Genomic DNA, 26907 nt, shown 5'->3' on the forward strand with positions numbered 1-26907 from the left:
GAGTATCCCCATGTTCAAGCGAACCGGTGTCCTCACCGCGATCGGTGCCGCCGCGGCATCCGTCGTCCTGGCCGCCCCCTCGGCCGTCGCCGCGCCGACCAGCTGGACGATCACGCCGACCGGCGACTTCACCGGCAGCGCCGGTGTGACCGTCCTGACCGACAACAACGGCAACAAGATCCAGTGCGCCACCTCCGCAGCCTCGGGCTCGGCCCCGGCCTCCCCGGTCGCCGGTAGCCCGGCCCAGCTCGCGTCCATCTCGGCGATCTCGTTCAACTCGCCCTGCACCGGACCGTTCAGCTCGACGTGGACGGTGGCCACCACGCCCCCCTGGCAGATCTGGGGCCTGGACTACACGGCGGGCGCGGGCACCAACTCCACCGGCCAGACGACCGGTGAGATCAGAGCGATCAAGGCGAAGGTGACCGGAAGCAGCATCCTCGGCCCCTGCGCCTTCGACGTCACCGGCAAGGTCGCCGCCAAGTACAACAACCCGAGCGCCGGCGGCAGCAACGGCACACTGAACACGGCGGGCGGCGGACTCACCCTGAGCATCACCAACAAGGTCGGCGGCGGCTGCGGAATCGTCGGCACCACCGCCAGCTTCGCGGGCCTGTACACCATCGTGAACACGGCCTCGGGCCAGTCCCCGGTCATCAGCGGCTGACCCGCCGCCGGTGACGATCCGCAGCTGAACGCGGTGCCCGGCCGGTCTGGCGACGGCCGGGCACCGTACGCGCAGACCGCGCCGAAGAGGGCTTTTCACGCACCTGCGGACAAGGCCGCGACGGTGGATTGTCATCGGTTGCCAAAGTCCGCGCGCCGCGGATCCGTTCGCGAACGCGGCACTTCCCACGCGGCCGTCGGCGTGCGTACCGTACCGATCGGTCCGATGCCCGACCCCAGCGCCGTTGCCGAGCGGCCGGCCAGGGGAACCGCTTTCCGCAGCCATCCCGTCCAGGGCACACGCGCGCCGGAAGGACACCTCCGTATGACCGTCGATGTACGCGCCGCGTCGAGACGACCGATCCACTGGGCCGTCGGCGGGACACTCCTCGTCGCCACCGCGCTCATTCCGGGGGCCGAATCGGCGGCGGCCGAACAGACGTCACAGGCCGCCCTCCGCTACGCCTGCGCCTTTCCCTCCGGGCCCGAGGAGGTGGCTGTCGTCGTCTCGGCGGTGCTTCCGACCTCGGTCCGCACCGGCGAGGAGATCCGCCCCGATCAGGTCTCCGTCGAAGTGGATCTGGAGCGGAGCGCGCTCGCCCGGTTCACCGGCCTGGAGGCGACCACCCTGTCGGCCGTCGCCCGCCTCACCGTCCGCAACACCGTCGGCGACCGGTCCGCCGACGCCTCCTGGCAGGATCTGACCGCGCCTCCGGTCGCCCTCCCCGACGAGGGCGGGGTGACCCTGACCGCGACCGGTGACGTCCCGACGGTCTCCTTCGGCACCGCCGGGCGCGCCAGCCTGAGGCCCGCCACGCTCGCCCTGTCACTGTCCTCGTTCACGGACGGGGGCACGGACGGAGGCACGGACGGGGACGGGGCCGAGCCGACCTCGCCCCCGGGGCTCGACGTCGTATGCGAACCCGCACCGGGCGAGGAGCCCGTTCTGGCCACGGTCACGGTCCGCGGGGACACCGACCCGACCGCCCCGGCACCGACCCCCGGCGAGAGCGACGCCGACCCGCTCCCGGCACCCAGCCCTCCGGTCGGCGGACTGCCGCCCGACGCACGGGAGAAGATCGACGTCCTCACCGAGCAACGGCGCGGAGCCGTCGCCGACGAGGACCCCGGAAGCTGTCCGATCGAGATCCCGCCCGAGTGGGTGATGACCACCGCCGAGACGTACGCGGCCGGATACGCCAACGCCGCGAAGCTGGACGGGGCCGCGGCGCTGGGGCCCGCGTTCATGAAGGTGGTGCTGAACAAGCGCTACATCAACGACTCCTGCGCCTCCACCGTCGACGTCACGTCCGAGGTGGACTTCGACTACGAGGGACGACGCCAACTCCCCCCGACGAAGGCCACGTTCCTCAGCTTCGGATTCATGCCGACGACCGCGACCATGACGCTGGAACAGGTGGGCCCCCCGGCCGCGATCCACACCCACACGGTCACCAACACGCCGACCTATCCCGAGGAGACGACGGTCACCGCCCAGCTCTCCCTGCGGCTCTCCGACGTCGAGGTGAACGGGGTGCCGCTGGACGTCGGGCCCGACTGCCGCACGGAACGGCCCTTCGAACAGGTGCTGCGGGGGTACGGCCAGAGCTATCCGCGAGCGGGCTATCTGGTGGCGTACGGCGGAAGCCTGACCGGGTACGCGCACATTCCGCCGTTCAAGGGGTGCGGAGTCGGCGAGGACCTCGACCCGGTCTTCACGGCGGCCATCTCCAGCGTGGGCGGGAAGGCCGACAACTACACCAAGATGACGCAGGCACCCCTGTGCGTCGCGACGAACCCGGAGGGCCCGGACTGCCCGCCGAGGGTGCCGGAGCCCGAACGGTAGACGGCACGGCGCACCCGCACTGCCCCGAACTCGAACCCGAACAGGAAAAGGGCCCTTGCGCTCCCACGGGACCGGAAGGGCCCATTTTCCTACTCCCGTGCAGCCGTTGTCCGGCGCAGAAGTTCCTCACCAACCGACAGGTTTGATACGGCAATTGCTCACTCGGTAACAAGTCGCAGCGGGCCGACAATTCTCGTCGAGGAAAATCCGTACCCAGTATTGCGCGGCCTGGTTACCGGACCGTAGCGTCCCTGGCGTGCCGGTACGAAGCGCTTTCCCGCCGTGCCGGAGCGTCGGCGGCGACCCCGTTCACCACCACTTTCGAGGGAGGCCCGATGGGAATCGAGGTAGTCGTCGAGGGCCTGACGAAGTCCTTCGGCAAGCAGAACATCTGGCAGGACGTCAGCCTCACCCTGCCCGCCGGTGAAGTGAGCGTCATGCTCGGTCCCTCCGGCACCGGAAAGACCGTCTTCCTGAAATCCGTCATCGGGCTGCTGAAGCCCGAACAGGGGCGCGTCCTCATCAATGGCGTCGACATGGTGAACAGCCCGGAACGCGACGTCATGGAGACGCGGAAACTCTTCGGCCTCATGTTCCAGGACGGTGCGCTCTTCGGTTCGATGTCGCTCTTCGACAACATCGCCTTCCCGCTGCGCGAGCACACCCGCAAGAAGGAATCCGAGATCCGCCGCATCGTCATGGAGCGCATCGACATCGTCGGACTCCTCGGCGCCGAGGGAAAGCTGCCGGGCGAGATATCCGGCGGTATGCGCAAGCGCGCGGGACTTGCCCGCGCCCTGGTTCTGGACCCGCAGATCATCCTCTGCGACGAACCGGACTCCGGCCTCGACCCGGTCCGTACCGCCTACCTCTCGCAGCTCCTCATCGACCTCAACGCACAGATCGACGCCACGATGCTCATCGTCACCCACAACCTCGACATCGCGGCGACCGTCCCCGACAACATGGGCATGCTGTTCTGCCGCGACCTCGTCACCTTCGGGCCGCGCGAGGTGCTGCTCACCAGCGACACCCCGGTCGTCTCGCAGTTCCTCGCCGGACGCCGCGAAGGGCCCATCGGCATGTCCGAGGAGAAGGACGCCGCCACCCTCGCCGCCGAGCGACGGCACGACACCGTCGTCCTGCCCACCGGGCCCCGCACCGTCGTCCCGCAGCTGGAACCCTCGCCCGGGATGCCCGTACGCCAGGGGGCGCTGCGCCGCCGCGAGCGCGTCATGTCGATGATGGGCCAGCTGCCGGAGGCCGCCCGTACGGCGATCCTCAACAGCTACGCCCCGGCGGCGGGAGGTGCGCGCGCGTGACCGCCCCGATGCCGGTGCGGCCGCCCGAGCCGCCCGAGAGACCCCCGCCGTCCCCCTCCGGGAAGGCCCCCGAGCAGCGTCGCCCGTCCCGGCTGCTCGCCCCGCTCCGGGAGACCGGCAAGCTGTTCGCGCTCGCCGTCGCGGTGAGCCGGGCCATCTTCCGCAGACCGTTCCAAGTGCGGGAGTTCATCGAGCAGTTCTGGTTCGTCGCCAGCGTCACGATCTTGCCCGCCGCCCTCGTCTCCATCCCGTTCGGCGCGGTCATCGCCCTCCAGGTCGGCTCGCTCACCCAGCAGCTCGGCGCCCAGTCCTTCACCGGCGGCGCCAGCGTCCTCGCCGTGATCCAGCAGGCCAGCCCGATCATCGTGGCACTGCTCATCTCCGGGGCCGCCGGGTCCGCGATCTGCGCCGACCTCGGCTCCCGCAAGATCCGCGAGGAGCTCGACGCGATGGAGGTCATGGGCGTCTCGCCCATCCAGCGCCTCGTCGTGCCCCGGGTGCTGGCCACCATGCTCGTCGCCGTCCTGCTCAACGGGCTGATCTCCGTCGTCGGCACGCTCGGCGGCTACTTCTTCAACGTGATCATGCAGAACGGCACCCCGGGCGCGTACCTCGCGAGCTTTTCCGCCCTGGCCCAGCTGCCCGACCTCTACATCAGCGAGTTCAAGGCCCTGGTCTTCGGCTTCATCGCGGGCATCGTCGCGGCCCACCGCGGCCTCAACCCGCGCGGCGGCCCCAAGGGCGTCGGCGACGCGGTCAACCAGTCCGTCGTCATCACCTTCATGCTGCTGTTCTTCGTGAACATGGTCCTCACGGCGATCTACCTCCAGATCGTCCCCGCGAAGGGAAGCTGAGAGATGACGATGCTCAGCGGACTCGACCGGGCGGGCGACCAGCTCACCTTCTACATCAAGGCGCTGGTCTGGATTCCGCGCACCCTGCGCCGCTATCTCAAGGAAGTACAGCGGCTGCTGGCCGAGGTCGCCTTCGGCAGCGGCGGGCTCGGCGTCATCGGCGGCACCATCGGAGTGATGGTCGCCATGACGCTGTTCACCGGCACGGTCGTCGGCCTCCAGGGGTACGCGGCCCTCAACCAGATCGGCACGTCGGCGTTCACCGGATTCATCTCCGCCTACTTCAACACCCGGGAGATCGCCCCCCTGGTGGCCGGACTCGCACTCTCCGCCACCGTCGGCGCGGGCTTCACCGCCCAGCTCGGTGCGATGCGGATCAACGAGGAGGTCGACGCCCTGGAAGCGATGGGCGTACGCTCCATGCCCTACCTCGTCACCACACGCATCATCGCCGGGGTGGTCGCGATCATCCCGCTCTACGCGATCGGGCTGCTCTCCTCGTACCTCGCCTCCCGCTACATCACCATCCTGTTCAACGGGCAGTCGGCGGGCACCTACGACCACTACTTCAACCTGTTCCTCTCGCCGGAGGACGTGCTGCTGTCGGTGCTCAAGGTGCTGATCTTCAGCGTGCTGGTGATCCTCGCCCACTGCTACTACGGCTTCCACGCCACCGGCGGACCGGCCGGCGTGGGCGTGGCGGTCGGCCGGTCGGTGCGCAACGCGATCGTCCTCATCAGCGTCACCGACTTCTTCCTCTCGCTCGCCATCTGGGGAGCCACGACGACGGTGAAGGTGGCGGGCTGATGCGTACATCCAGCACACGTACGGTCCGACGGCGGCTCGCCGGAGTCGCCTTCCTGCTGGTCCCCGTCGTCCTGGTGTGGGTGTCGGTCTCGGTGTACGAGAAGGACTTCACCGACGACGCGACCGTCACCGTCCGCACCGGCCCGGTCGGCAACGAGATGCACGACAACGCCGACGTGAAGCTGCGCGGTGTCGTCATCGGCCAGGTCCGCTCCATCGCCACCGACGGCGAGGGCGCCCGGCTCACCCTGGCCATCGACCGGGACCAGCTGGAGCGCGTCCCGGCCGACGTCACCGCCCAGATGCTGCCCACCACCCTCTTCGGCCAGCGGTTCGTCGCCCTCGTCCCGCCCCGCATCTCCTCCGGCGCCACACTGCCGGCCGGGGCCGTGATCCCGCAGGACCGCTCCAGCAACGCCATCGAGCTGGAACAGGTCCTCGACAACGTCCTGCCGATGCTGACCGCCGTGAAGCCCGAGAAGCTGTCCGCCACCCTGAACGCCGTCTCCCAGGCGCTTGAGGGCCGTGGTGAACGCCTGGGCGAGACGCTCACCACGCTGGACGGCCACCTGAAGGAGTTCAACCCCCAACTCCCCACGCTCAACGCGGACATCAAGGAACTCGTCAAGGTCAGCACGCTGTACGCGGATGCCGCCCCGGACGTCCTCGACGCGCTGACCGACGCGACCACCACCAGCTCCACCCTCGCCGACCAGGAGGCCCGGCTCGCCGGACTGTACGGCGAGACCACCACCACCGCGCGGGACGTCACCGCCTTCCTGCGTGAGAACAAGGACAACCTGATCCGACTGACCGCCTCCGGCCGGCCGACCCTCGAACTCCTCGCGCGGTACGCCGATTCGTTCCCCTGCACCCTGCGCACCATGGCCGGATTCGTGCCCGCCATGGACAAGGCCCTCGGCAAGGGGACGGACCGGCCGGGGCTGCACGTGAGCGTCAAGTCCGTCCCGTCCAAGGGGAAATACGTCCCCGGCCGGGACACCCCGGTCTACAACGCCACCGGCGGGCCGCGCTGTTACTCCGTCCCGTACGTCGGCAAGGGCGCCCCGACCGCCGACGTCCGCAGCCGGGCGGCCGACGTCACCGCACCGCCCGCGGGCCCCGACCAGGACACAGGCACGGACACCGCGCTCGGCCTGCCCAACTCGCCCCAGGAGTCCCGGCTCGTCAACGAGCTGGTCGCCCCCTCGCTGAAAGTGAAGCCACAGACCCTGCCCGACTGGAGCAGCGTGCTCATCGGTCCGGCCTTCCGCGGTGCGGAGGTGAAGCTCAAGTGAAACGCCGCTCGCTCGCGGGACCGATCACCAAGTCCCTCGTCTTCATCGTGGTCACCGTGCTGGCCACCACCGTCCTCGGGCTCTCCATCGCCAACACCGGCGTCGGGGACACCACCACATACAAGGCGCGGTTCACCGACGCCACCGGGCTCATCCCCGGCGACAGCGTCCGGATCGCCGGGGTGAAGGTCGGCCAGGTCGAGTCCGTGCGCGTCGCCGACCGGCGGCTGGCCGAGGTCGCCTTCGCCGTACGCAAAGGGCGCGAGCTCCCCGCCTCGGTGACGGCGTCCATCAAGTACCTCAACATGGTCGGACAGCGGTACGTCGACCTCGACCGGGGCGCCGGACCCGTGGGCCGGACCTTCGCGCCCGGCGACACCATCCCGCTCTCCCGCACCACCCCGGCGCTCGACCTCACCCAGCTCTTCAACGGCTTCCAGCCCCTGTTCGAAGGGCTGTCCCCACCCGACGTCAACCAGCTCGCCGGGTCCATCGTCCAGGTCCTCCAGGGCGAGGGGGGCACCGTCGACAGCATCCTGCGGCACGTCGGCTCGCTCACCACCACCGTCGCCGCGAAGGACAAGGTGATCGGTGAGGTGATCAAGAACCTCAACACGGTCCTCAAGACGGTCAACGACCGGGAGGCCGGGTTCGACGACCTCGTCGTCACCCTCCAGAAGCTCGTCACCGGATTCTCCGGCGACCGCAAACCGCTCGGCGAGGCCGTCACGGCCATGGGCGCGCTCACCACGGTCACCGCCGACCTCTTCCAGGACGGCAGGAAGCCGCTCAAGGACTCGGTCCGGCAACTGGGGCGGCTCAGCGGCCAGTTGGAGAAGGGCACTGGACAGATCGAGAACTTCCTCCAGAAGACCCCGGACAAGATGGCCGCCATCAGCCGGCTGACCTCCTACGGATCGTGGCTCAACCTCTACCTCTGCGAGGCCAAGGTCAGCGGGGTCGCCCACGACGACGGCAGCCCGCCGCCCACCGGCATCGTGATCACCCAACCGAGGTGCCTGGCATGAGAATCACTCCCGTCCGGGAACGCAACCCGGTCGCCGTCGGCATCGTCGGACTCCTCGTCCTGACCCTCCTCGGCCTCGCCGCCTGGCGCGCCGACTCGCTGCCCTTCGTCGGCAACGGCACCGGCTACAGTGCCGACTTCACCGAATCCGCCGGGCTCACCGAAGGCGACGAGGTGCGGATCGCCGGAGTGAAGGTCGGCGAGGTCACCGGAGTCTCCCTCGACGGCGCGAAGGTACGGGTCGACTTCCGGGTGAAGGACGCCTGGATCGGTGACTCCTCCACCGTAGGCATCGCCGTCAAGACCCTGCTCGGCGAGAAGTACCTCGCCGTCGACCCGCTGGGCGACGCCCCGCAGGACCCCGGCGCCCGTATCGCCGCGAGCCGCACCACCTCCCCTTACGACGTCACCCAGGCGTTCAACGGCCTCGGGGAGACCATCGGGGAGATCGACACCGGACAGCTCGCCGAGAGCTTCGAGGCGATCTCCGCCACCTTCAAGGACTCCCCGCCCCATGTCCGCAGCGCCGCCGACGGGCTCTCCGCCCTCTCCCGTACGGTCTCCGAACGCGACGCCCAGCTCGCCACCCTGCTCCGCAACAGCAAACAGCTCACCAAGACCCTCGCAGGGAAGAAGAGCAGCTTCGAGACGCTCCTGGAGGACGGCAACCTGCTGCTCGGCGAGATCCAGGCCCGCCGTGACTCCATCCACCTGCTGCTCACCGGCACCCGCAACCTCGGCACCCAGCTCACCGGGCTCGTCAAGGACAACGAGAAGCAGCTCGGACCGACCCTGGCCTCGCTCAGCCGGGTCACCGCCGTCCTGGTCAAGAACCGCAAGAGCCTGGACGAGGTCCTCGCCATGACCGGCTCCTACAGCCGCCTCGTCGGCAACACCCTCGGCAGCGGGCGCTGGTTCGACAACTACGTCTGCGGAGTCGTGCCCAAGAACTACCTCCCCGCCGGCACACCCCCGGCGACCGGATGCCTGCCGCCGCGGCAGCAAGGGGGCCGCTGACATGAGACGCACCCGCATCATCGGCATCGCCACCGGACTCGGCCTCCTCGCCGTCGCGGCCGCCACCGGCGTGAGCGCCTTGGAGGAGGACGGGAAGACCACCGTCATCGCCTACTTCGACCGGACCACCGGCGTCTACGCCGGATCCGACCTGCGCATCCTCGGGGTCCGGGCCGGAACCGTCGAATCCGTCGAACCCCGGGGCGAGGAGGTCAAGGTCGTCCTCCGCCTCGACCAGGGCATCAAGGTCCCCAAGGACGCCCACGCGGTCGTCGTCGCCCCCAGCCTCGTCGCCGACCGCTACATCCAGCTCGCTCCGGCCTACGACGGCGGGCCGCGCCTCGCCGACGACGCGGTCCTGCCCGCCGCCCGCAACGCCACCCCCGTCGAGGTCGACGAGCTGTATGCCTCCATCACCGAACTCTCCACCGCACTAGGCCCGAACGGGGCCAACGCCGACGGGGCGCTCGCCCGGCTCCTGGACACCGGGGCGAAGAACCTCGACGGCAACGGCAAGGCCATCGGGGACTCCATCGAACAGTTCGGCAAGGCCACCAAGACGCTCGACAAGAGCAGCGGCGACCTCTTCGACACCCTGACCTACCTCCAGTCCTTCACCACCATGCTCAAGGACAACGACAGCAACGTCCGCACCGCCGAGCAGCAGCTCGACTCGGTCACCTCCTTCCTCGCCGACGACAAGAAGAACCTCAGCGCCGCCCTCAAGGAACTGGGCGCCGCACTCGGCCAGGTCAAGACCTTCATCGCCAAGAACCGCGGGGCGCTCAAGAAGAACGTCGACGCCCTCGTCCCCGTCACCCAGGCCCTGGCCGACCAGCGCGCCTCGCTCGCCGAGGCGATGGACACCCTGCCGCTCGCCGCGGGGAACGTCCTCAACGCCTACGACCCGGCCAACCGGACCCTCAACGGGCGGACCAACCTCAACGAACTGTCCATGGGCGGACCGCTCGTCGACCCCGCGGCCGCCTCCGCCGCCGGGCGGCTCAGCGGCCTCGCCCCCGTCGACGCGGCCCGCCGCAAGGCGCTGCCCGTCCTGCCGCTGCCCGAGGTCGGCACGGTCTTCGGCACCCCCGAGAAGCAGCCCGGCAAGAAGAAGGGGGCGCGACGATGACCGACGACACCCGGCGCGGACCGGCCGCACGGGCGGCCGTCGCGACCGTCGCCCTGCTCGCCACCGGCGCCCTCATCGCCCTGGCCGTGGTCCGCACCGACGGACCGGCCTTCACGGGCATCGAACAGATCCCGCTGCCCGGCGGCGCCGACCTCGGCGACCGGCCGTACGAGATCACCGCCGAGTTCGGTGACGTCCTCAGCCTCGCCCCGCAGTCCTCGGTCAAGGTCAACGACGTGTCCGTCGGGCGCGTCACCGACATCGCCCTCGCCCCGGACGGCTGGCGCGCCCGGGTCACCATGCGCGTCAACGGGAAGATCCAGCTCCCCGCCAACGCCTACGCCCGCCTCGAACAGTCCAGCCTGCTCGGTGAGAAGTTCATCCAGCTCACCCCGCCTCCCAAGGGCACCGCACGCGGCTCGCTCGCCGACACCGGGCGCATCCCGCTCACCCGCACCAACCGGAATCCGGAGGTCGAGGAGGTCTTGGGAGCCCTGTCCCTGCTCCTGAACGGCGGTGGCGTCAACCAGCTCAGGACCATCACCACCGAACTCAACAAGGCGCTCGCGGGACAGGAACCACAGATCCGCTCCGTGCTCCGCCGGGTCGACACCCTCGTGACCAACCTCGACGCCAACAAGGGCGACATCACCAAGGCCCTCGACGGCGTCAACCGGCTCGGCGCCACCCTCGCCACCCGCAAGCAGGACGTCGGAACCGTCCTCACCGGGCTCAGCCCCGGACTCAAGGTCCTGGAGAAGCAGCGCGGCTCCCTCCTGACCATGCTGCGCTCCCTCGACACCCTCTCCACCGTCGCCGTCGACACGGTCAACCGCACCAAGGCCGACATGATCGCCGACCTCAAGGCCCTCGCGCCCACCCTCAAGGCGCTCGCCGACTCGGGCCAGGACCTGCCCGACTCCCTTCAGGTGCTGCTCACCTATCCCTTCACGGACGAGGTGCTGCGCGGCGTGAAGGGCGACTACCTCAATGTCTACCTGGACGTGACCGCCCTGCCCGGTACGCGGATCATCCCGGCGCTCACTCCGGGCGATCCCGGCATCCCGCCGCCCCCGGCCGAGGGCGAGGGAGCGGCGGCCCGCAGCGGCCTCCCGCTACCGCTGCCCGCAGTGTCCGGTACCGGTGAGACGCCCGCAGTGTCCGGTACGGGCGAGACGCCCGCCGGGTCCGGCAGCCGTGAGACGCCGGCCGGGTCCGGCAGCCCGAAGAACGGAAAGGGGGCGGCGACGCCGTGATCACCCTCGCCATCCGGCTGAAGAACCTCGCCTTCCTCGTCATCGCGGTCCTGGTCCTCGGCTATCTGGGCGTGCGCTACGCCGATCTCGGCCAGTACGTAGGACTGCGCAGCTACTACACCGTCACAGTCCAACTCCCGCAGACCGGCGGCCTGTACACCCACTCCAACGTCACCTACCGGGGTGTCTCCGTCGGTCGTGTCGGCCCCATCGAGCTGACCGCCGACGGCGTCGAGGCCGAACTGCGCATCGAGAAGGACGCCCCGCCGATCCCGGACAGCCTCACCGCCGTCGTCGCGAACCTCTCGGCGGTCGGCGAGCAGTACGTCGACCTGCGCCCCACACGTAAGGACGGCCCCTTCCTCGGTGACGGCTCGGTCATCGACGCCGCCGACACCACCATCCCCGCACCCCCCACGGACGTCCTCATGAGCGTCAACGACCTCGCACGCTCTGTGGACCCGGAGAGCCTGCGGACCGTCGTGGAGGAGTTCGGGGCCGCCTTCGAAGGCCGCGGCGACGACCTCCAGGTCCTGCTGGACACCGGCGGCGACTTCATCGAGGCCGCCGACCGGGCCCTGCCGGTCACCACCAAGCTGATGGCCGATGGTGAAAGGGTCCTGCGCACCCAGGCCGAACAGGGGCAGGCGCTGAAGGGCTTCGCCTCGGGCGCCAAGGAGCTGGCCGCGGAACTCAAGGGCTCCGACACCGATCTGCGCCGCCTCATCGCCACCACCCCGGACGCGGCCGTCCAGATCAGCGGGCTGCTGCGCGACCTCGACCCGGCCTTCGGCGTCGTCGTCGCCAATCTCCTCACCACATCCGAGGTCGCCGTCACCCGCCAACGAGGCCTGGAGGAGCTACTGGTGAAGCTGCCCGCCGTCGCGGCCGCCGGGGCAAGCGCGGTCGACGACGACGGCGCCCGGTTCGGCCTGTCCGTCACCTTCTTCGAACCGCTGCCCTGCACGGCCGGATACGGCGGAACGGTCTACCGCAACGGCCTGGACATCTCGTCCGGCCCTGCCGTGAACACCGCCGCCCGTTGTACGTCCGACCCGGGCACCGGCATCAACGTCCGCGGCAGCGCCAACGCGCCCAAGGGCGGCCCGGTGCCGGAACCCGCCGTACCGGGCAAGACGCGGCTCCCCGGGGCCCTGGGCAGCACCCCTGGCACCGCGCCTCCCGCGGACGGCATCGCCGGGCTGCTGGGCCTGGGAGGCGGATCGTGACCCTCCGTACCCGGCGGACGGCCGGCTGGGCCGCGCTGCTCATCGCCGCCCTGCTCTGCGGGCTGGGCGCCTGGTCGTACGGCCAGGCGCGCGACGACCGCTCCCTCGCCCACGCGAAGGCCCGCGACACGGCCCTCGCCCAGGGGAAACGGCGCCTCGCGACGCTGAACAGCCTGGACGGCACGGACGCCGGACGGGTGGACGCCGGGCTCCGCGCCTGGCTCGACTCCTCCACCGGACCACTGCGCGACCAGCTGAAGCGGACCGCCAAGGCCGACGCGAAGACGCTGACGACGGCGGGCGACACCGCCCGGGGCAAGGTCACCGCGGCGGCGCTCACCGCACTGGACGAGCGCACCGGTACAGCGGAGCTCATCGCCACCGTGGACGTCGAGGTCACCCCCCGCACCGGCGCCGCGGGCACCCAGCGCAAACGGTTCGGGGCCACCCTCGCCCGTACGGCGGACGGCTGGAAGGTCAAGGCGCTCACGGCGATCGGGACGGGCGGCGGCCGATGAGAGAGCGGGGAGGGACGGCAACGATGAACGGCACGGCGACGGATGCGGAAGAGTCCGCTGATGCCACGACGACGGATGCGGAAGAGTCCGCCGATGCGGCGGGTGCCGGGCCCGAGGAGGGGCACGCGGAGGACACGCCCCGCCGCCGCCGGCCGCGCGCCCTCGGCGTACTCCTGACCCTCGCCCTGCTCGCCACGGGCGGCGCCCTGTACGCCGAGGGCCGACAGCTCCGCGACACCCCGGCCACGGCGAACCTCGCGCTCACCGACGCCGAGGCGACCGCGCGCGTCACGGGCGACGTCAGCGACGCGCTCGGGAAGATCTTCTCGTACGCTCCCGGCTCCACGGCCGTCACCAAGGCGGCGGCGCAGGAGGTCCTGTCGGGCAAGGCCCTCCAGCAGTACGCGGCACTGTTCGGCCAGGTCGAGCGGCAGTCCGCCGACCAGAAGCTGACGCTCACCACCCAGGTCGTCCGGGCCGGAGTGATCCGGCTGACCGGCAGCAGCGCCCGCCTCCTGGTCTTCCTCGACCAGGTCTACGAGCGTCGGGGACGCACCGCCACGACCGCGTCCGCCCAGCTCGCCGTCACCGCCGAACTGCGGGACGAGCACTGGCGGATCGTCGAGATCGGCTCCACATGACGGTGGCCCGGCAGCGAAGGCGCACCGGTCCGGTTCGGCAGGCAGGGGAGAGACAGCACATGGCACGGGAGCGCACGGAACCCACCCGCACGGCGCGCGCACGGGCACGGAATCCGCTGGTGGTCGCCGCGATGGCGCTGGCCGTCTGCGCGGCCGGAGCCGCGGGCTGGGGCGGCTGGCAGCGCTACGACGCCGCACACGACGACGCGGCCTCCTTCGCACAGGCACGGGAGGACGCGCTGGCGGCGGGGGAGCAGGCGGTGCAGAACATGAACACCCTGGACCACCGCACCCTGGAAAAGGGGCTCGACAGCTGGGAGGAGTCCACGACCGGCGACCTTCGCCGCCAACTCGTCGACGGACGCGACGCGTTCGCGAAGCAGATCGCGGAGGCCAAGACGGTCAGCACCGCGAAGGTCCTCTCCGGGGCGGTGACCGAGCTGGACCAACGGGCGGGCCGGGCCGGGGTGATGGTGGCACTGAGAGTCACGGTGACGGCGCCGAAGGGCGAACCAGCGGTGAAGGAAAGCCGGTTGCTCGGCAGCCTCACCCGGACCGCCGAGGGGTGGAAGCTCAGCGCGCTCGGCCAGGCGCCCGTCGGCAGCACGGCCGGCTGACCCCCGGCACCGCATTGCACCGCACCACCCGCACCGCCCCGCTCGCCCCGGAGAGGACCCCGCCTTGTCGACGACCCGCCACCTCGTCAACCGCCGCCGCCGGCTCGCCACCGCACCACCCCGTACGACGGTGACCGAGGCGGAACCGGCTCAAGAGCCGACCCCCGCCCCGGCGACCGATGCCGCCCCGGAAGCCGATGCCGCCCCGGCTACCGACGCCGACCAGGGGACTGGCGCCGCCTCGGCTACCGACGCCGCCCCGGAAGCCGATGCCGCACCGGTCACCGACCCGCAGCCGGACGGCCCCCGGAGCAGCGGGCCGCGCCTCCGCCGCCTCCGTGTCTCGCTGCCCGCTGTGCTGTGCGCCCTCACCGTCCTCCTCGGAGCCTTTGCCGCCTGGGCGTTCGCCTCGGCCGGGGAGCTCCGTGACGAACCGGCCCGGCAGAACACCGCGCTCACCGACATCGGCAGCACCAGTGAGGTGAAGGGCCGGATCAGCGAGGCGGTCGGTGCGGTGTTCTCGTACGACTACGCCTCGCCCGCCCGGTCCGACCGCGCGGCGAGCACCTACCTCACCGGCCGGGCCGTGCGGCAGCACAAGGACATGCTCGCCGAGGTACGGGAGCAGGCCCCGCAGCAGAAGCTCGTCCTCACCACAACGGTCACCGAGAGCGGGGTGCAGTTCCTCGACGGCGACCGGGCCCGGCTGCTGATCTTCGCCGACCAGAGCAACACCCGTACCGGCAAGGACGAGGAGACCACCTACGCGGCGGCCATGTTCGCCGTGGACGCAGTGCGCCGGGGGGACACCTGGCTGATCGCCGCCATCGACACGTTCACCCGGTGAGACCGGGCCCCGGACGACGGGGGAGAGGAGCCCAGATGAGCGCCAACCGCACCGCGCGCCGCCGCCTCACCACCACGGCCGCCGCGGTCGCCGCGATGGCCGCGCTCACCGCGTCCCAGGCGCCGGGGTTCGCGCTGCCCGAGCCCCGCCAGGAGAAGGCCGCGGCCGCCTCCGACGACGTGGTGTGGACCGAGGTGCCGGGCGACGACGTCTACCACACCGAGTTACCGCCGCTGCGGAGCCCGAAGCCGCCCGCACCCCCGAAGCCGGGCGCGAAACCCGATCCGGTGGCGGCCCGCGCCTGGCCCGAGGCGGGCATTCCGGCCACCGTCCTCGCCGCCTACCGCCGGGCCGAGAGCGCGGTGCGCCGCGGTGACCCCGGCTGCGGGCTCCCGTGGCAGCTGCTCGCGGCGATCGGCAAGGTCGAGTCCGGCCAGGCGTCCGGCGGCCGGGTCGACGCGCGCGGGACGACCCTCACCCCGATCCTCGGGCCCGCGCTCGACGGAAACGGCTTCGCCCTGATCCGGGACACCGACGGTGGAGCGTACGACGGTGACCGCACCTACGACCGGGCTGTCGGGCCGATGCAGTTCATCCCCTCCACCTGGGCGGCCTGGGGCAGGGACGGCAACGGCGACGGGCGCAAGGACCCGAACAACATCTACGACGCGGCGCTCGCCGCCGGTCACTACCTCTGCGCCGGGCCCCGCGATCTGACGCGCCGCGCCGACCTGGACCGGGCGATCCTCAGCTACAACCGCTCCGAGACCTATCTGCGGACCGTGCTGTCGTGGCTGGAGTTCTACCGCAAGGGCACCCACCCGGTCGCCGACGGCAAGGGTGTCGTGCCGGTCAGCCCGGGCCCCGGCGGGAAGGCCCCGCCCAAGGCCCCGGTCGGCGGCCCCGGCACACAGGGCCGCCCGGGCAAAGGCAACGGCGATGGCGACGGCGGCATCGTCATCGGCCCCCAGCCCACCCGCCCACCGGCCCCGACGCCCTCACCCGGTCCGACAGACCCTGGTCCCACGGACCCTGGTCCCACGGACCCTGGTCCCACCGACCCAGGTCCCACCGACCCGGGCCCCACGGACCCCGGTCCCACCGACCCTGGCCCGAGCCCGAGCCCCGATCCGACGGACTCCGGCCCCACCGACCCGGGGCCGGACCCGACCGACCCGGGGCCGGACCCCACCGACCCGAGCCCCACCCCGACCGGACCCCCCACATCGCCGGACCCCGACCCCGATCCCGACCCGGACCCCGGCGAGACCGGGCCCGCCTGCCCCGGCGACACCCCGGCCCCCTCCCCGTCCGGCGACGCGGGGCCGGCGGGCCCGGGCGCGTCGGACGAGCCCTGCGCCACGCCGACCGGCGAACCGGAGTCCGGGTCAGCCGCCTGACAGCACCTCGGCCAGGTCGTAGGAGACGACCTCCTCCAACTGCGCGTACGTACAGCCGACGGGGGACCGGTCCGGGCGCCACCGCCGGAACTGCGTGGTGTGCCGGAACCGGTCGCCCTCCATGTGGTCGTACGCCACCTCGCAGACCCGCTCGGGGCGCAACGGCACCCAGGACTGGTCCTTCTTGCCCGACCAGCGGTTCTGTGTCCCCGGCAGCCGGGACCGCTCGTGCGCCGCCGCGTCGGCCCAGGCGCCCCACGGATGGTCGGCGAACTCGGTGCGCAGCGGGGCGAGTTCCTCGGCGAGTTCGGCGCGCCGCTTCATCGGGAAGGCCGCGCAGACCCCGACGTGCTGGAGCACGCCCCCGGTGTCGTAGAGGCCGAGCAGCAGCGAGCCGACGACCGGGCCGCTCTTGTGCTCGCGGTAGCCCGCCACCACGACGTCCGCCGAACGCTCGTGCTTGATCTTGTACATCACCCGGGTGTCGGGCCGGTAGGGCAGGTCGACCGGCTTGGCGACGACGCCGTCGAGCCCCGCGCCCTCGTACCGGTCGAACCACTGCCGGGCGACCTCGATGTCCGTGGTGGAAGGGGCGAGGAGGACCGGCGGGGACGCGCCGGCGAGCGCCGCCTCCAGTACCGCCCGCCGGTCCGCCTGCCGGGTGGAGAGAAGAGAGGTGTCGTCGACCGCGAGGACGTCGAAGGCGATGAAACTCGCCGGGGTCTGCTCGGCCAGCATCCGCACCCGGGAGTCCGCCGGGTGGATGCGCTCGCTGAGCCGGTCGAAGTCGAGCCGCCCCTCGTGGGCGATGACGATCTCCCCGTCGATCACGCAACGCGGCGGGAGGTTCTCCCGCACGGCGTCGACCAGGTCGGGGAAGTAGCGCGTGAGGGGCTTTCCGGTGCGGCTGCCGATCTCGACCTCGTCGCCGTCCCGGAAGACGATCGCGCGGAAGCCGTCCCACTTCGCCTCGTAACTCATGCCCGGCGGAATCGCGGACACCGACTTGGCGAGCATCGGCTTCACGGGCGGCATCACCGGCAGGTCCATGGCCCGATTCTGTCGCCCTTCCCTGCCCATGTCTCCCGATATGCGGCATATGTGCGATCGGCCTACGGTGGCCGTCATGGGAGCAGCGGTGGAGCTGGACGCGGGCGGACGGGCCGTGAGGCTGTCCAACCCGGACAAGGTGTACTTCCCGGAGAAGGGCTACACCAAGAGGGACGTGGCCGAGTACTTCCTCGCCGTCGGGGCGGGCATCACCCGTGCCCTCAACCACCGGCCGACCACCCTCCAGCGCTTCGTGGACGGGGTCGAGGGCGACTTCTTCTACCAGAAGAGGGCCCCGAAGAACCTCCCCGAGTGGATTCCCACCGCCCGCATCGCCTTCCCCAGCGGCCGCCCCGCCGACGAGATCTGCCCCACCGAGCTCGCCGCCGTGATCTGGGCCGCCAACCTCGGCACACTCACCTTCCACCCCTGGCCGGTCCGGGCCGGCGACACCGACCACCCCGACGAGCTGCGCATCGACCTCGACCCGCAGCCCGGCACCGACTACGCCGACGCGGTCACCGCCGCCCACGAGCTGCGGTCCGTCCTGGAGGACCATGGCGTACGCGGCTGGCCCAAGACCTCCGGGGGCCGCGGGATGCATGTCTTCATCCCCATCGAGCCCGCCTGGACCTTCACCCAGGTGCGGCGCGCCGCCATCGCCGCCGGGCGCGAGCTGGAGCGGCGGATGCCCGACCGGGTGACCACGGCCTGGTGGAAGGAGGAGCGCGGCGAGCGGATCTTCGTCGACTTCAACCAGACCGCCCGCGACCGCACGATCGCCTCCGCCTATTCCGTACGCCCCTTCCCGCACGCCCCGGTCTCCGCCCCGCTGCGCTGGGAGGAGATCGACGACGCCGAACCGCGCGACTTCGACATCCGCACACTGCCGGTGCGGTACGCCGAACTCGGCGATGTCCACGCCGACATGGACCAGGAGGCGTTCCGGCTCGACGGGCTGCTGGAGCTGGCGGACCGGGACGAGAAGGAGCGGGGGATGGGGGACATGCCGTATCCGCCGGAGTACCCGAAGATGCCTGGCGAACCCAAGCGCGTCCAGCCCAGCCGCGCCCGGCACGACGACGACGGCGAGATGGCGTGAGCGAACACAGTGAGAGAGCCGGCAGCAGCGAGAAGGGCGGCATCAGTGACAACAGAGGCGGCAGCAGCGAGAAACACGGTGCCCACGGCCGCCCGCTGACCCTCCGCGACCGCTGGGAGGCGTACAAGAACAGCCCGTTCCTCCCCGCGACCGTCCTCGTCCTCATCGTCGCCGCCGCGGCCGGTCTCTTCGCCGGTTCCTACACCTACGCGATGGCCAACCCCACCCCGCACCGGATTCCCGCCGCCCTGGTAACCCAGCCGGAGGCGGAGCGCGGCGAGGCGTTCGTCGCCGCGATGGAGAAGGCCCTCGACACCTCGCTCGAACTGCGCGAGTACCCGGACCCGGCAGACGCCCGCCGCGCCCTGAACGAACAGAAGGTCTTCGCCATCGTCCGTGCCTCCGGCCGCGGGGTGGCGCTGGACGTGGCCGGGGCTTCCGGGGCCTCCGTGGCCGAACTGCTCGGCAAGGCGGGGGTGGAGGCCGGTGACGCCGCCGGAGTGCCGGTGACGGTCAGGGACGTCAAGCCGCTCCAGCAGGGCGACCCGCGCGGGCTCGCCCTGTTCTACATCTCACTGGCCGCCGTGATCATGGGCTTCCTCGGCGCGATCCAGCTGAGCATCCACGCGCACGGCCTCAACCCGGCGGAGCGCATCGCGTTCACCGCCGCGTACGCCCTGCTCGGCGGCCTCGCCATCGCGGCGGCCGTGGACTGGTGGCTCGGGGCGGTCGACCTGCCGTTCGTGCAGTCCTGGCTGATCCTGGCGTTCACGATGTTCACCTCGGGGATGGTCTTCACGATGTTCAACACCCTGATGGGCCGGTGGGCGATGATCCCCACCTGGGGCGTCATGGTGCTGCTCGGCAACCCCTCGTCCGGCGGTGCGGTGTCCTGGCCGCTGCTTCCCTCCGTCCTCGGGCACATCGGCCGCTGGCTCCCGCCGGGCGCGTCCGTCAACGCCCAGCACACCGCCGTCTACTACCAGGGCTATCAGTTCGTCTTCCCGTACCTGGTGCTCGCCGCCTGGGCGCTGGTCTCCTGCACGGTGTTCTGGGTGTGGCGCCACCGACACCCAGGAGGCCGCGCCCGCACACCTGAGCATGCGGCCACGGCCTCCTGAGAACTCCTCCGCCGGCCTACAGCTCCTTGATCCGGATGTCGCGGTAGGAGATGACGTCCGTGACTCCGTGCACCTGGAGCCCGATGTGACCGGAGGCGAACCGCCGGCCGTCGGTGCCCGGGTCGTCACCGCGCGGCGGCTCGAAGAGCTGACCGCGAGTGTTGTCGAACTCGTTGATCAGGACGCCGTTGCGGTAGATCTCGTAGTGCTGGTCGACCACCTTGATCTCGTAGTCGTTCCAGGTTCCCTTGGGCGTGACCCCGGCGCCGCCGAGACCCACCCGGTCGAAGCCGTACACCGAACCGGTCTTGTACATGTCGCCGTCCGGCCGGTCGTTGACCTGGATCTCGTGCCCGTACTTGATGGCGACCCACTCCGGACGTGACTCCTCCGGGTGGTCGTGGACCTTCGGGAAGCGGACGAAGACTCCGCCGTTCGCGTTGCCCGAGCCCGGGGCGTCGTCCCGCCACTGGAGTTTCAGCGAGAAGTCGTCGTACGCCCGGGCCGGGAACCACAGCATGCCCATACCGCCCACGGTCGTGGAACTGGTGATGGAGGCCTCCTCCTCGTTCAGCCCGAACGCGCCGCCGCCCACGTGCTGCCATTTGGCGAGCGAGGCCGCCGTACCGTCGAAGAGCTTGGTGTACCCCTCGACCTGGCCGGGCTTCCCGATGCCCGACTGCTCGGCGGCCCGGTTGATCGCCCTGCGCTCGCGCTGGTCGATGACGCCGTCGGTCTTCAGCCTGTCGAGCACCGACTTCACGTGCTTGAGGAACAGCGCGTGGGAGGACCAGTCCTTCTCGTCCTCGATCAGTTCGTTGATCGTGCAGCGATTGCGGGTGATCCGGTTCGGGACGCCCGTGTCGACCGTGCCGACGAAGACCGTGTGCCGCTCGTCGAACTCCGCGCAGTTCGGCGCCGGGACCCCGCCGCCCCGGGCGACGGTGAACGACACCTTCTTCGCCTCGGAGGTGTTGCCCGCCCTGTCCGTCGCCCGGTGGGAGATGGAGTGGTGGCCCACCCGGTCGACGATCACGGGAGCGGTGTACGCGAGGTAGGGACCGCCGTCCAGCGAGTACTCCACCTTCTCCACGCCCGAGTCGTCGTCGGTCGCGGTGACGGTGGCCCTGGCGCTGGTGATGAACGCCCCGTCGGAGTTCTTGTCGCCCTCGACCTTCACCGAGGTCTCCGGAGCCGTCCGGTCCTGCGACGGCGGTTCCACGACGGTGAACCCGACGGTCTTCTCGTCCGCCACGTTCCCCGACCGGTCGGTGGCCCGGTAGCGGACGGTGTGCCCACCCGGCTCGTGGACCATCACCGGTGCGGTGTACGGCTGCCACGCGCCGTCGGCCCCGATCGCGTACTCGATGGTGTTGACGCCGGACCCGGTGTCGGACGCGGTCACGGTGACCGTGGCCATCCCCAGGTAGGCGCCCGCCGCGTCCTTCTCACCCGTGACGGTCGCCGAGGTCTCCGGCGGTGTCTCGTCGTCCGTCGGCGGCGCGGCGACCGTGAAGTCCACGGATTTCTCCGGCGCCGTGTTGCCCGCCCCGTCGGTGGCCCGGTAGCGGACGGTGTGCTCGCCGACCTCGTTCACCACGACGGGTGCGGTGTACGGCTGCCACTCGCCCTCCGCGCCGAGGGCGTACTCGACGGTGTCGACGCCGGAGCCCTCGTCGGTGGCCTCGACGGTGACCGTGGCCTGGCCGATGTACGCGCCGTCACCGTTCCGGTCGCCGTCGACCTTCGCCGAGGTCTCGGGGGTCTCGGTGTCCTCGCCGCTGCCCTCGGTGACGGTCAGGATGCCCTGCATCCGGCCGTGGCCGGGGATCGTGCAGTGGTAGAAGTACCGGCCGGGCGACAGCGTGACCTCCACACTGTGCCTGCCGCCCTCGGCGTCACCCGGGTTGGCCAGGATGTTCAGCTGGACGTCGTCGTTGAACTCGGGGTCCGACACGCCGAACGTCAGTGTGTGCGGCATGCTCGTCGTGTTTCCGGTCGCCGTGCTGTTCTCGAAGACGATGGTCGCCCTGCCCGCCACCGCCGTCCTGGGTGCGGTCAGATAGCGGTCGATCGGATCGCCGGCCGTCCACGTCAGGACCTGGTCGGCGGCCGCGGCCGAGGGGCGGTCGTCCTCCCGGCCGTACGCGGCCGTCGAGGTCAGCCCGAGGACCATCAGGAGAGAGGCCAGCAGGGCCACCCGGAAACCGGTCGGCCGATGCCGCCGCCGTGCGGGGAGCATGGAATGTCTCACTGCGCTGCCGCCTTCCCGACGAGGTCCTCGGCGGCCGGAGTCGCGCCGCCACCCTTGTACGCCACGCGCCACAGCGCGGACTTGGAGTCGGAGGTGAAGAAGCCGCGCCCGTAGTCCAGGACGTACAGCGAACCGTCCGGTGCGAACTTCCAGTCCATCAGATTGCGGATGCCGTCCGCCCCGACCGGGATGATCTTCTTCAACGACTCGGCGTGCACGGGCAGTCCGCCCCTGCCGACGGTCTTCGGGTCGGTGATGACGGCGTGCCGGGGCTGGGTGCCGTCGTAGAAGTCACCGACGAACCACTTGCCGTCCCAGTACGCGGGCCACTTGGCGGTGGACTCGCTCCGCGCGTCGAAGCGGTAGACCGGGCCGTTCATCGTGGCCTGCCCGCCGCCCTTCAGCCAGGGCAGCAACTCCTCGCCCTCCTCCGTCCTGTAGCTCGGTACGCCGTTCTCGTCGCGCGGGTAGTCCACCCCGCCGCCCTGCGGCGAGTACCAGATGGTGTTCGGGGTGACCGGCGGCAGCTTGACCAGCCCGTCGTTGTGCGGTGACTCGTTCCTGGGGGCGTCGCAGTCGTACCAGCCCAGCGGCCGGCTCGGGTCGGGCAGATTCCGGTCCCGGTAGGGCTGGTTGTTGCCCATGCAGTACGGCCAGCCGTGGTTGCCCGCTTCGGTGATCGCGGCGAACGTGTCGTACTTCGCCGGACCCCAGGTGGTGCTCGGCGCACCCGCGTCGGGGCCGACCCAGCCCGCGTACAGCGTGTCCGTCGCGGGGTCGACCGAGATCCGGGCCGGGTTGCGCACGCCCATCACGTAGATCTCGCCCCGGGTCTTCCCGCCGCCCTCGTCCGGCTCCTGCCCGGTGAAGAGGTTGCCCTCGGGCAGGGTGTACGTCCCGTCGTCCTCCGGGTGGATACGCAGGATCTTGCCGTTGAGGTTGTTGGTGTTGCCCGAGGTCCGCCGCGCGTCGGCGAAGGCGATGCCCTTGTAGTTCGGCTCCGGGTTGTTTCCGGAGTAACCACCGCTGAAACCTGAGGAGTTGTTATCACCGGTCGCGATGTACAGGTTGTCCTTCGAGTCCCACGCCATGCCGCCGCCCGCGTGGCAGCAGCTGTGGATCTGCACCGGCCAGCCGAGCAGCACCTTCTCGGAGGCCAGGTCCAGCGTCCCGGACGCCGATTCGTAGGTGAAGCGGGATACCTGACGGGTCGCCAACCGCCTGTCGCGGTCGATCTTCGCGTGCGGAGTGTAGTGCAGGTACACCCATCCGTTGGACGCGAAGTCCGGGTCGAGCTCGATCCCGAGCAACCCCTCCTCGACCTTCACCAGTTCGCCGCCGCCGCCCTTGTTGCCGAAGACGTCCAGCGCACCCGCCAGGGTGACCTTCCCGGTCCTCGGGTCGTAGACGTGGATCTCCCCCTTGCCCTTGCCGATGTCCGGGTCGTTCCAGTCGATGACGACCGGACTGGAGCTGTCGGCCCCGCCGCGCCCGATGTAGAAGACCTTCCCGTCCGGCGCGGTCACCAGACCGTGCGGCTCGCCGATCTGGTCGTTCCGGCCCGGCTGGTTGGGCTTGGTGAGCCGTTCGGCGGTGTAGTTGGACGTGATGGTCGCCTTGCAGTCGGCCTGCGAGGTCCGGTTCGTCCAGGCGAGCGCTCCGCGCAGATGGTCGCGGAAGTCGGTCTCCGTGAAGCTGTCCGCCGTACCGCCCATCGCCGTGTAGAAGGACCGGCCGCCGTCGTAGTCCCGGCACCAGGAGACCGGGTGGTCCCAGCCGTTGGCGCTCGCGCCCGGCCGGTACGTCAACTCCCGCACCCGCGCCACGGTGTGGACGTCACCTGACGGATTCTTCGTCCAGTTCAGCCACTTGTCGGGGCGCTTCCACTCCAGCGGCAGGTTCTTGGTGGCCGGGTGGACCCGGTCGCCGATCTCAACGGTCGCCCGCTGCACCGCCGTCGGGCTGCCGGCCGCCGGACGGGCACCCACCAGGCCGGTGAACCAGTCCGAGTACGGCTCGGTGCGCGCCGCGTCATGGATGCCGAGAAAGCCGCCGCCCGCCTCCATGTACGCCTCCAGGCCCGCCTCCTGCTCCGGGTCGAGGACGTCGCCGCCACCGGTGAGGAAGACGACGGCGTGGAACGAGCCGAGCCGCTTCCCGTTGGTGAAGACCTTGGGGTCGGCGGTGGCCACTACGGTGAACCGCCCGGCCTCCGGGCCGGTCTGCCCGATCTTCTCGATCGCCGCTATCCCCGCGTCCGTGTACGGGGCCTCGTCGCCCGCCGAGGCGTGGAAGGCCAGCACTTTGACCTGGTTCGTCGCCCCCGGCGGGGATGGCAGAGACAACGTTGTCGCCATCCTCTCGACCAGGTCCCGGTCGGGCGAGGTACCCGCGCTGGCCGGGCCCCCGCCGCTCAGCAGCGACACGGTCAGTGCGCCGGCCGCCAGGGCCGCCGCGAGGCCGCGTCGTGATCTGGACCGGTGATGCGGTGCGCGCTGCATGTGGTCACCCACCCCTCTGTGGTCACTGCACCTCTCGGTGACTGTGGGTCGCTCACTCTTCGTCACTGCCTCTTGGTTCACTGCGACAGCGCACGAAGCTAGACCCCTTTTCGCGGTCCGCCAATAGCTATGGCAGCAATGGCACGAACTTTGTCCTGGGTGTGGATAAACCGGATGGTCCCGGCTACGGTGTGGCCCGATCCGGGGATCTCCGGAGCCCCCCTGACGTCTCCGCGGTGACGCCAGTTTCCTTATCGCAGTGGGGAGTTCGACATGGACCGACGGACCTTCGGCCGACGGATGCTGGTCGGTGGCGCGGCCGCGGCGGCGACGGGGGTGACATCGTTGTCGCTCGGCGCGGTGAATGCAAGCTCCGCCGAGAACCCGCCGCGCACCGCTCCGGCCGGAGGTGTGGTGCGCCGACTGAGGATGTACGCCGAGAAGTTGGCGGACGGTCAGCTCGGCTACGGCTTCGAGAAGGGCAAGGCCTCGGTGCCCGGCCCCCTCATCGAGCTGAACGAGGGCGACACCATGCACATCGAGTTCGAGAACCTCACTGACGTCGACGCCAGCCTCCACGTCCACGGCGTCGACTACGACATCGCCAACGACGGCACCCGGATGAACAAGAGCCACGTCGAACCCGGCGGCACCCGTACGTACACCTGGCGCACGCACGCCCCGGGCCGCCGTAAGGACGGCACCTACGAGCCGGGCAGCGCGGGCTACTGGCACTACCACGACCACGTCGTCGGCACGGACCACGGCACCGGCGGCATCCGCAGGGGGCTCTACGGGCCGGTCGTCGTGCGCCGCAAGGGCGACATCCTGCCCGACAAGACGTTCACGATCGTCTTCAACGACATGACGATCAACAACAAGACGGCCCACAACAGCGTCAACTTCGAGGCCACGGTGGGTGACCGGCTCGAATTCGTGATGATCACGCACGGCGAGTACTACCACACCTTCCACATCCACGGTCACCGCTGGGCGGACAACCGGACCGGCATCCTCACCGGCCCCGACGACCCCAGCCGGGTCATCGACAACAAGATCTGCGGCCCCGCCGACTCCTTCGGCCTCCAGATCATCGCGGGCGAACGCGTGGGCGCGGGCGCCTGGATGTACCACTGCCATGTGCAGAGTCACTCCGACATGGGGATGGCGGGGCTGCTGCTGATCAAGAAGCCGGACGGCACGATCCCGGGCTACGAACCGCACCATGCGACGGGCGGCACGGAAAAGAGGAGCAGCACGGAGGAGACGAGCAGCACGGAGGAGAAGAGCAGCACGGAGGAGACGAGCCGTACGGCGGAGGCAGGCGCGGCCGAGCACCAGCACTGACGGGCCGCAGGCCGGGCCGGGTCTTGGAGGCGGGGTCGCGACGCACCGGCGCAACCCTTCGCACCGGGGGACCCTCCATCCCTACGCTGTGCCACACCGTATACGCGGGGAGGGGTGTGGACCCGCAGCCCGGTCGGCCCTGTGCGGACTGCGGTTGTCAGTGCCCGGTGCCAGACTCGACGGGAGAGGAAGCACCCAGGAGCCACAGCACGACGAGCGGGACCGACCGGATCGCGGATCGACGGAGGAACATGCCATGACCAGCCCGACCTTCCACGACGGAGCACCCAACTGGGTCGATCTCGGCACTCCCGACCTCGACGGGGCCGCCGCCTTCTACCGGGACCTTTTCGGTTGGGGCCTGATCCCCGGCGGCCCCGAGGTCGGGGGCTACGGCATGTTCACCCTGGACGACCGGTACGTCGGCGGGGTGATGACGGTCTCCGAGGACGAGGCGCCCAGTGCCTGGTCGGTCTCGTTCCAGTCGCCCGATGTCGACGCCACCGCCGCGGCGATCACCAAGGCGGGCGGGAGCGCCGCGTTCGAGGTGATGGACGTCCTCGACTACGGCCGCATGGGCGGCTTCACCGACCCGGCCGGAGCGTATTTCGGGGTGTGGCAGCCGAAGGAGCACCGTGGTTTCGGCGTCGTCCAGGAGCCCGGCTCGTTCCTCTGGGCCGAGCTCTACACCCCGGACGTCCCGGCGGCGGCCACCTTCTTCAACCGTGTCCTCGGCTGGCGGACCGACGAGATGAAGGTGGAGGGCACCGACTACACCTACACCACGGTCCACCCGGCGAGCGCCGGCCCGGAGGCGTCTTTCGGCGGTCTCGTCAGGATGGGGGACGTCCCCTCCGAGGCCGCGCGCGGCTCCCACTGGCTGCCGTATTTCGACGTGGCCGATGTCGACGCCGTCGTGGCCGAGGCGAAGCGGCTCGGCGGCACGGAGACACTGGCGGCGATGGAGGTCCCCGGCGTCGGCAAGCTGGCCAACGTCGCCGACCCGTACGGAGCGGTCTTCGCCGTGATGAAGCCCGAACCGAGGCAGTAGCCGC

The 26907-nt window shown here is 70.7% G+C and carries 23 protein-coding genes; 20 read left to right on the top strand and 3 right to left on the bottom strand.

What is annotated here, in order from left to right; genetic code table 11:
* Positions 1–10: 10 nt before the first annotated feature.
* The 16 genes from RI138_RS29190 (at position 11) to RI138_RS29265 (ending at position 16477) form a co-directional block, all read left to right on the top strand.
* On the top strand, positions 11–667 hold the full coding sequence (locus tag RI138_RS29190; protein ID WP_311122285.1) for a hypothetical protein: 657 nt from the start codon (positions 11–13) through the stop codon (positions 665–667).
* A 324-nt stretch (positions 668–991) separates the two neighbouring features.
* Complete coding sequence (locus RI138_RS29195) at positions 992–2512, top strand: DUF6801 domain-containing protein (RefSeq protein WP_311122286.1); 1521 nt, start codon at positions 992–994, stop codon at positions 2510–2512.
* Positions 2513–2847: 335 nt separating this feature from the next.
* Complete coding sequence (locus RI138_RS29200) at positions 2848–3834, top strand: ABC transporter ATP-binding protein (protein ID WP_096629385.1); 987 nt, start codon at positions 2848–2850, stop codon at positions 3832–3834.
* On the top strand, positions 3831–4688 hold the full coding sequence (locus tag RI138_RS29205; protein ID WP_311122287.1) for an MlaE family ABC transporter permease: 858 nt from the start codon (positions 3831–3833) through the stop codon (positions 4686–4688). Before RI138_RS29200 ends, RI138_RS29205 begins: the two co-directional genes overlap by 4 nt.
* Positions 4689–4691: 3 nt before the next feature.
* A complete protein-coding gene (locus RI138_RS29210) occupies positions 4692–5495 on the top strand; it encodes an MlaE family ABC transporter permease (protein WP_096629389.1) in 804 nt (267 codons plus the stop codon).
* Complete coding sequence (locus RI138_RS29215; RefSeq protein ID WP_311122288.1) at positions 5495–6793, top strand: MCE family protein; 1299 nt, start codon at positions 5495–5497, stop codon at positions 6791–6793. Before RI138_RS29210 ends, RI138_RS29215 begins: the two co-directional genes overlap by 1 nt.
* Positions 6790–7821: an MCE family protein gene (locus tag RI138_RS29220; RefSeq protein ID WP_311122289.1), complete on the top strand. Its 1032-nt coding sequence runs from the start codon at positions 6790–6792 to the stop codon at positions 7819–7821. The genes RI138_RS29215 and RI138_RS29220 overlap by 4 nt, the downstream gene beginning before the upstream one ends.
* Positions 7818–8837 (top strand): MCE family protein, encoded by a 1020-nt coding sequence (locus RI138_RS29225; protein ID WP_311122290.1) that lies wholly within the window; start codon positions 7818–7820, stop codon positions 8835–8837. Before RI138_RS29220 ends, RI138_RS29225 begins: the two co-directional genes overlap by 4 nt.
* Before the next feature lies 1 nt (position 8838).
* The gene (locus tag RI138_RS29230) at positions 8839–9969 is read left to right on the top strand and encodes an MCE family protein (RefSeq protein ID WP_311122291.1); all 1131 of its coding nucleotides are present in this window, start codon (positions 8839–8841) and stop codon (positions 9967–9969) included.
* Positions 9966–11225, top strand: coding sequence for an MCE family protein (locus RI138_RS29235; protein ID WP_311122292.1), 1260 nt, complete (start codon positions 9966–9968; stop codon positions 11223–11225). The genes RI138_RS29230 and RI138_RS29235 overlap by 4 nt, the downstream gene beginning before the upstream one ends.
* Entirely contained in the window at positions 11222–12454 is a 1233-nt protein-coding gene (locus RI138_RS29240; protein ID WP_311122293.1) for an MlaD family protein, read from the top strand. Before RI138_RS29235 ends, RI138_RS29240 begins: the two co-directional genes overlap by 4 nt.
* A complete protein-coding gene (locus tag RI138_RS29245; RefSeq protein ID WP_311122294.1) occupies positions 12451–12972 on the top strand; it encodes a hypothetical protein in 522 nt (173 codons plus the stop codon). The genes RI138_RS29240 and RI138_RS29245 overlap by 4 nt, the downstream gene beginning before the upstream one ends.
* Before the next feature lie 23 nt (positions 12973–12995).
* Entirely contained in the window at positions 12996–13613 is a 618-nt protein-coding gene (locus RI138_RS29250) for a hypothetical protein (protein ID WP_311122295.1), read from the top strand.
* A gap of 59 nt (positions 13614–13672) precedes the next feature.
* Positions 13673–14230, top strand: a complete 558-nt coding sequence (locus RI138_RS29255) for a nuclear transport factor 2 family protein (RefSeq protein WP_311122296.1) — start codon at positions 13673–13675, stop codon at positions 14228–14230.
* Positions 14231–14294: 64 nt separating this feature from the next.
* Positions 14295–15077: a hypothetical protein gene (locus tag RI138_RS29260; RefSeq protein ID WP_311122297.1), complete on the top strand. Its 783-nt coding sequence runs from the start codon at positions 14295–14297 to the stop codon at positions 15075–15077.
* 35 nt (positions 15078–15112) lie between these two features.
* On the top strand, positions 15113–16477 hold the full coding sequence (locus RI138_RS29265) for a lytic murein transglycosylase (protein ID WP_311122298.1): 1365 nt from the start codon (positions 15113–15115) through the stop codon (positions 16475–16477).
* Here RI138_RS29265 and RI138_RS29270 read toward each other — a convergent pair.
* Positions 16466–17527: an ATP-dependent DNA ligase gene (locus RI138_RS29270; protein ID WP_311122299.1), complete on the bottom strand. Its 1062-nt coding sequence runs from the start codon at positions 17525–17527 to the stop codon at positions 16466–16468. The genes RI138_RS29265 and RI138_RS29270 overlap by 12 nt on opposite strands.
* Before the next feature lie 76 nt (positions 17528–17603).
* Here RI138_RS29270 and ligD point away from each other — a divergent pair, with 76 nt between their 5' ends.
* On the top strand, positions 17604–18629 hold the full coding sequence (gene ligD, locus RI138_RS29275) for a non-homologous end-joining DNA ligase (protein WP_257002320.1): 1026 nt from the start codon (positions 17604–17606) through the stop codon (positions 18627–18629).
* A gap of 41 nt (positions 18630–18670) precedes the next feature.
* A complete protein-coding gene (locus RI138_RS29280; RefSeq protein WP_398864383.1) occupies positions 18671–19750 on the top strand; it encodes an ABC transporter permease in 1080 nt (359 codons plus the stop codon).
* Positions 19751–19766: 16 nt separating this feature from the next.
* Here RI138_RS29280 and RI138_RS29285 read toward each other — a convergent pair whose 3' ends face one another.
* Together RI138_RS29285 and RI138_RS29290 are read right to left on the bottom strand one after the other, a co-directional pair.
* Positions 19767–22004, bottom strand: coding sequence for an OmpL47-type beta-barrel domain-containing protein (locus RI138_RS29285; RefSeq protein ID WP_398863974.1), 2238 nt, complete (start codon positions 22002–22004; stop codon positions 19767–19769).
* Positions 22001–24505, bottom strand: a complete 2505-nt coding sequence (locus tag RI138_RS29290) for a ThuA domain-containing protein (protein ID WP_311122301.1) — start codon at positions 24503–24505, stop codon at positions 22001–22003. Before RI138_RS29290 ends, RI138_RS29285 begins: the two co-directional genes overlap by 4 nt.
* A 273-nt stretch (positions 24506–24778) precedes the next feature.
* Between RI138_RS29290 and RI138_RS29295 the strand changes: the two genes are divergently transcribed.
* Positions 24779–25852 (top strand): multicopper oxidase domain-containing protein, encoded by a 1074-nt coding sequence (locus RI138_RS29295; protein ID WP_311122302.1) that lies wholly within the window; start codon positions 24779–24781, stop codon positions 25850–25852.
* Between the two features lie 256 nt (positions 25853–26108).
* Positions 26109–26903 (top strand): VOC family protein, encoded by a 795-nt coding sequence (locus RI138_RS29300; RefSeq protein WP_311122303.1) that lies wholly within the window; start codon positions 26109–26111, stop codon positions 26901–26903.
* Positions 26904–26907: the final 4 nt, after the last annotated feature.

The organism is Streptomyces durocortorensis (assembly GCF_031760065.1).
In the GTDB taxonomy this organism is placed as follows: Bacteria; Actinomycetota; Actinomycetes; order Streptomycetales; family Streptomycetaceae; genus Streptomyces.

What these genes read in the sequence shown, in the direction of transcription:
- RI138_RS29190 (WP_311122285.1), top strand. Translation starts at nt 11, where the DNA reads ATGTTCAAGCGAACCGGTGTCCTCACCGCGATCGGTGCCGCCGCGGCA.
- RI138_RS29195 (WP_311122286.1), top strand. Translation starts at nt 992, where the DNA reads ATGACCGTCGATGTACGCGCCGCGTCGAGACGACCGATCCACTGGGCC.
- RI138_RS29200 (WP_096629385.1), top strand. Translation starts at nt 2,848, where the DNA reads ATGGGAATCGAGGTAGTCGTCGAGGGCCTGACGAAGTCCTTCGGCAAG.
- RI138_RS29210 (WP_096629389.1), top strand. Translation starts at nt 4,692, where the DNA reads ATGACGATGCTCAGCGGACTCGACCGGGCGGGCGACCAGCTCACCTTC.
- RI138_RS29215 (WP_311122288.1), top strand. Translation starts at nt 5,495, where the DNA reads ATGCGTACATCCAGCACACGTACGGTCCGACGGCGGCTCGCCGGAGTC.
- RI138_RS29225 (WP_311122290.1), top strand. Translation starts at nt 7,818, where the DNA reads ATGAGAATCACTCCCGTCCGGGAACGCAACCCGGTCGCCGTCGGCATC.
- RI138_RS29230 (WP_311122291.1), top strand. Translation starts at nt 8,839, where the DNA reads ATGAGACGCACCCGCATCATCGGCATCGCCACCGGACTCGGCCTCCTC.
- RI138_RS29235 (WP_311122292.1), top strand. Translation starts at nt 9,966, where the DNA reads ATGACCGACGACACCCGGCGCGGACCGGCCGCACGGGCGGCCGTCGCG.
- RI138_RS29250 (WP_311122295.1), top strand. Translation starts at nt 12,996, where the DNA reads ATGAACGGCACGGCGACGGATGCGGAAGAGTCCGCTGATGCCACGACG.
- RI138_RS29255 (WP_311122296.1), top strand. Translation starts at nt 13,673, where the DNA reads ATGGCACGGGAGCGCACGGAACCCACCCGCACGGCGCGCGCACGGGCA.
- RI138_RS29265 (WP_311122298.1), top strand. Translation starts at nt 15,113, where the DNA reads ATGAGCGCCAACCGCACCGCGCGCCGCCGCCTCACCACCACGGCCGCC.
- RI138_RS29270 (WP_311122299.1), bottom strand. Translation starts at nt 17,527, where the DNA reads ATGGACCTGCCGGTGATGCCGCCCGTGAAGCCGATGCTCGCCAAGTCG.
- ligD (WP_257002320.1), top strand. Translation starts at nt 17,604, where the DNA reads ATGGGAGCAGCGGTGGAGCTGGACGCGGGCGGACGGGCCGTGAGGCTG.
- RI138_RS29290 (WP_311122301.1), bottom strand. Translation starts at nt 24,505, where the DNA reads ATGCAGCGCGCACCGCATCACCGGTCCAGATCACGACGCGGCCTCGCG.
- RI138_RS29295 (WP_311122302.1), top strand. Translation starts at nt 24,779, where the DNA reads ATGGACCGACGGACCTTCGGCCGACGGATGCTGGTCGGTGGCGCGGCC.
- RI138_RS29300 (WP_311122303.1), top strand. Translation starts at nt 26,109, where the DNA reads ATGACCAGCCCGACCTTCCACGACGGAGCACCCAACTGGGTCGATCTC.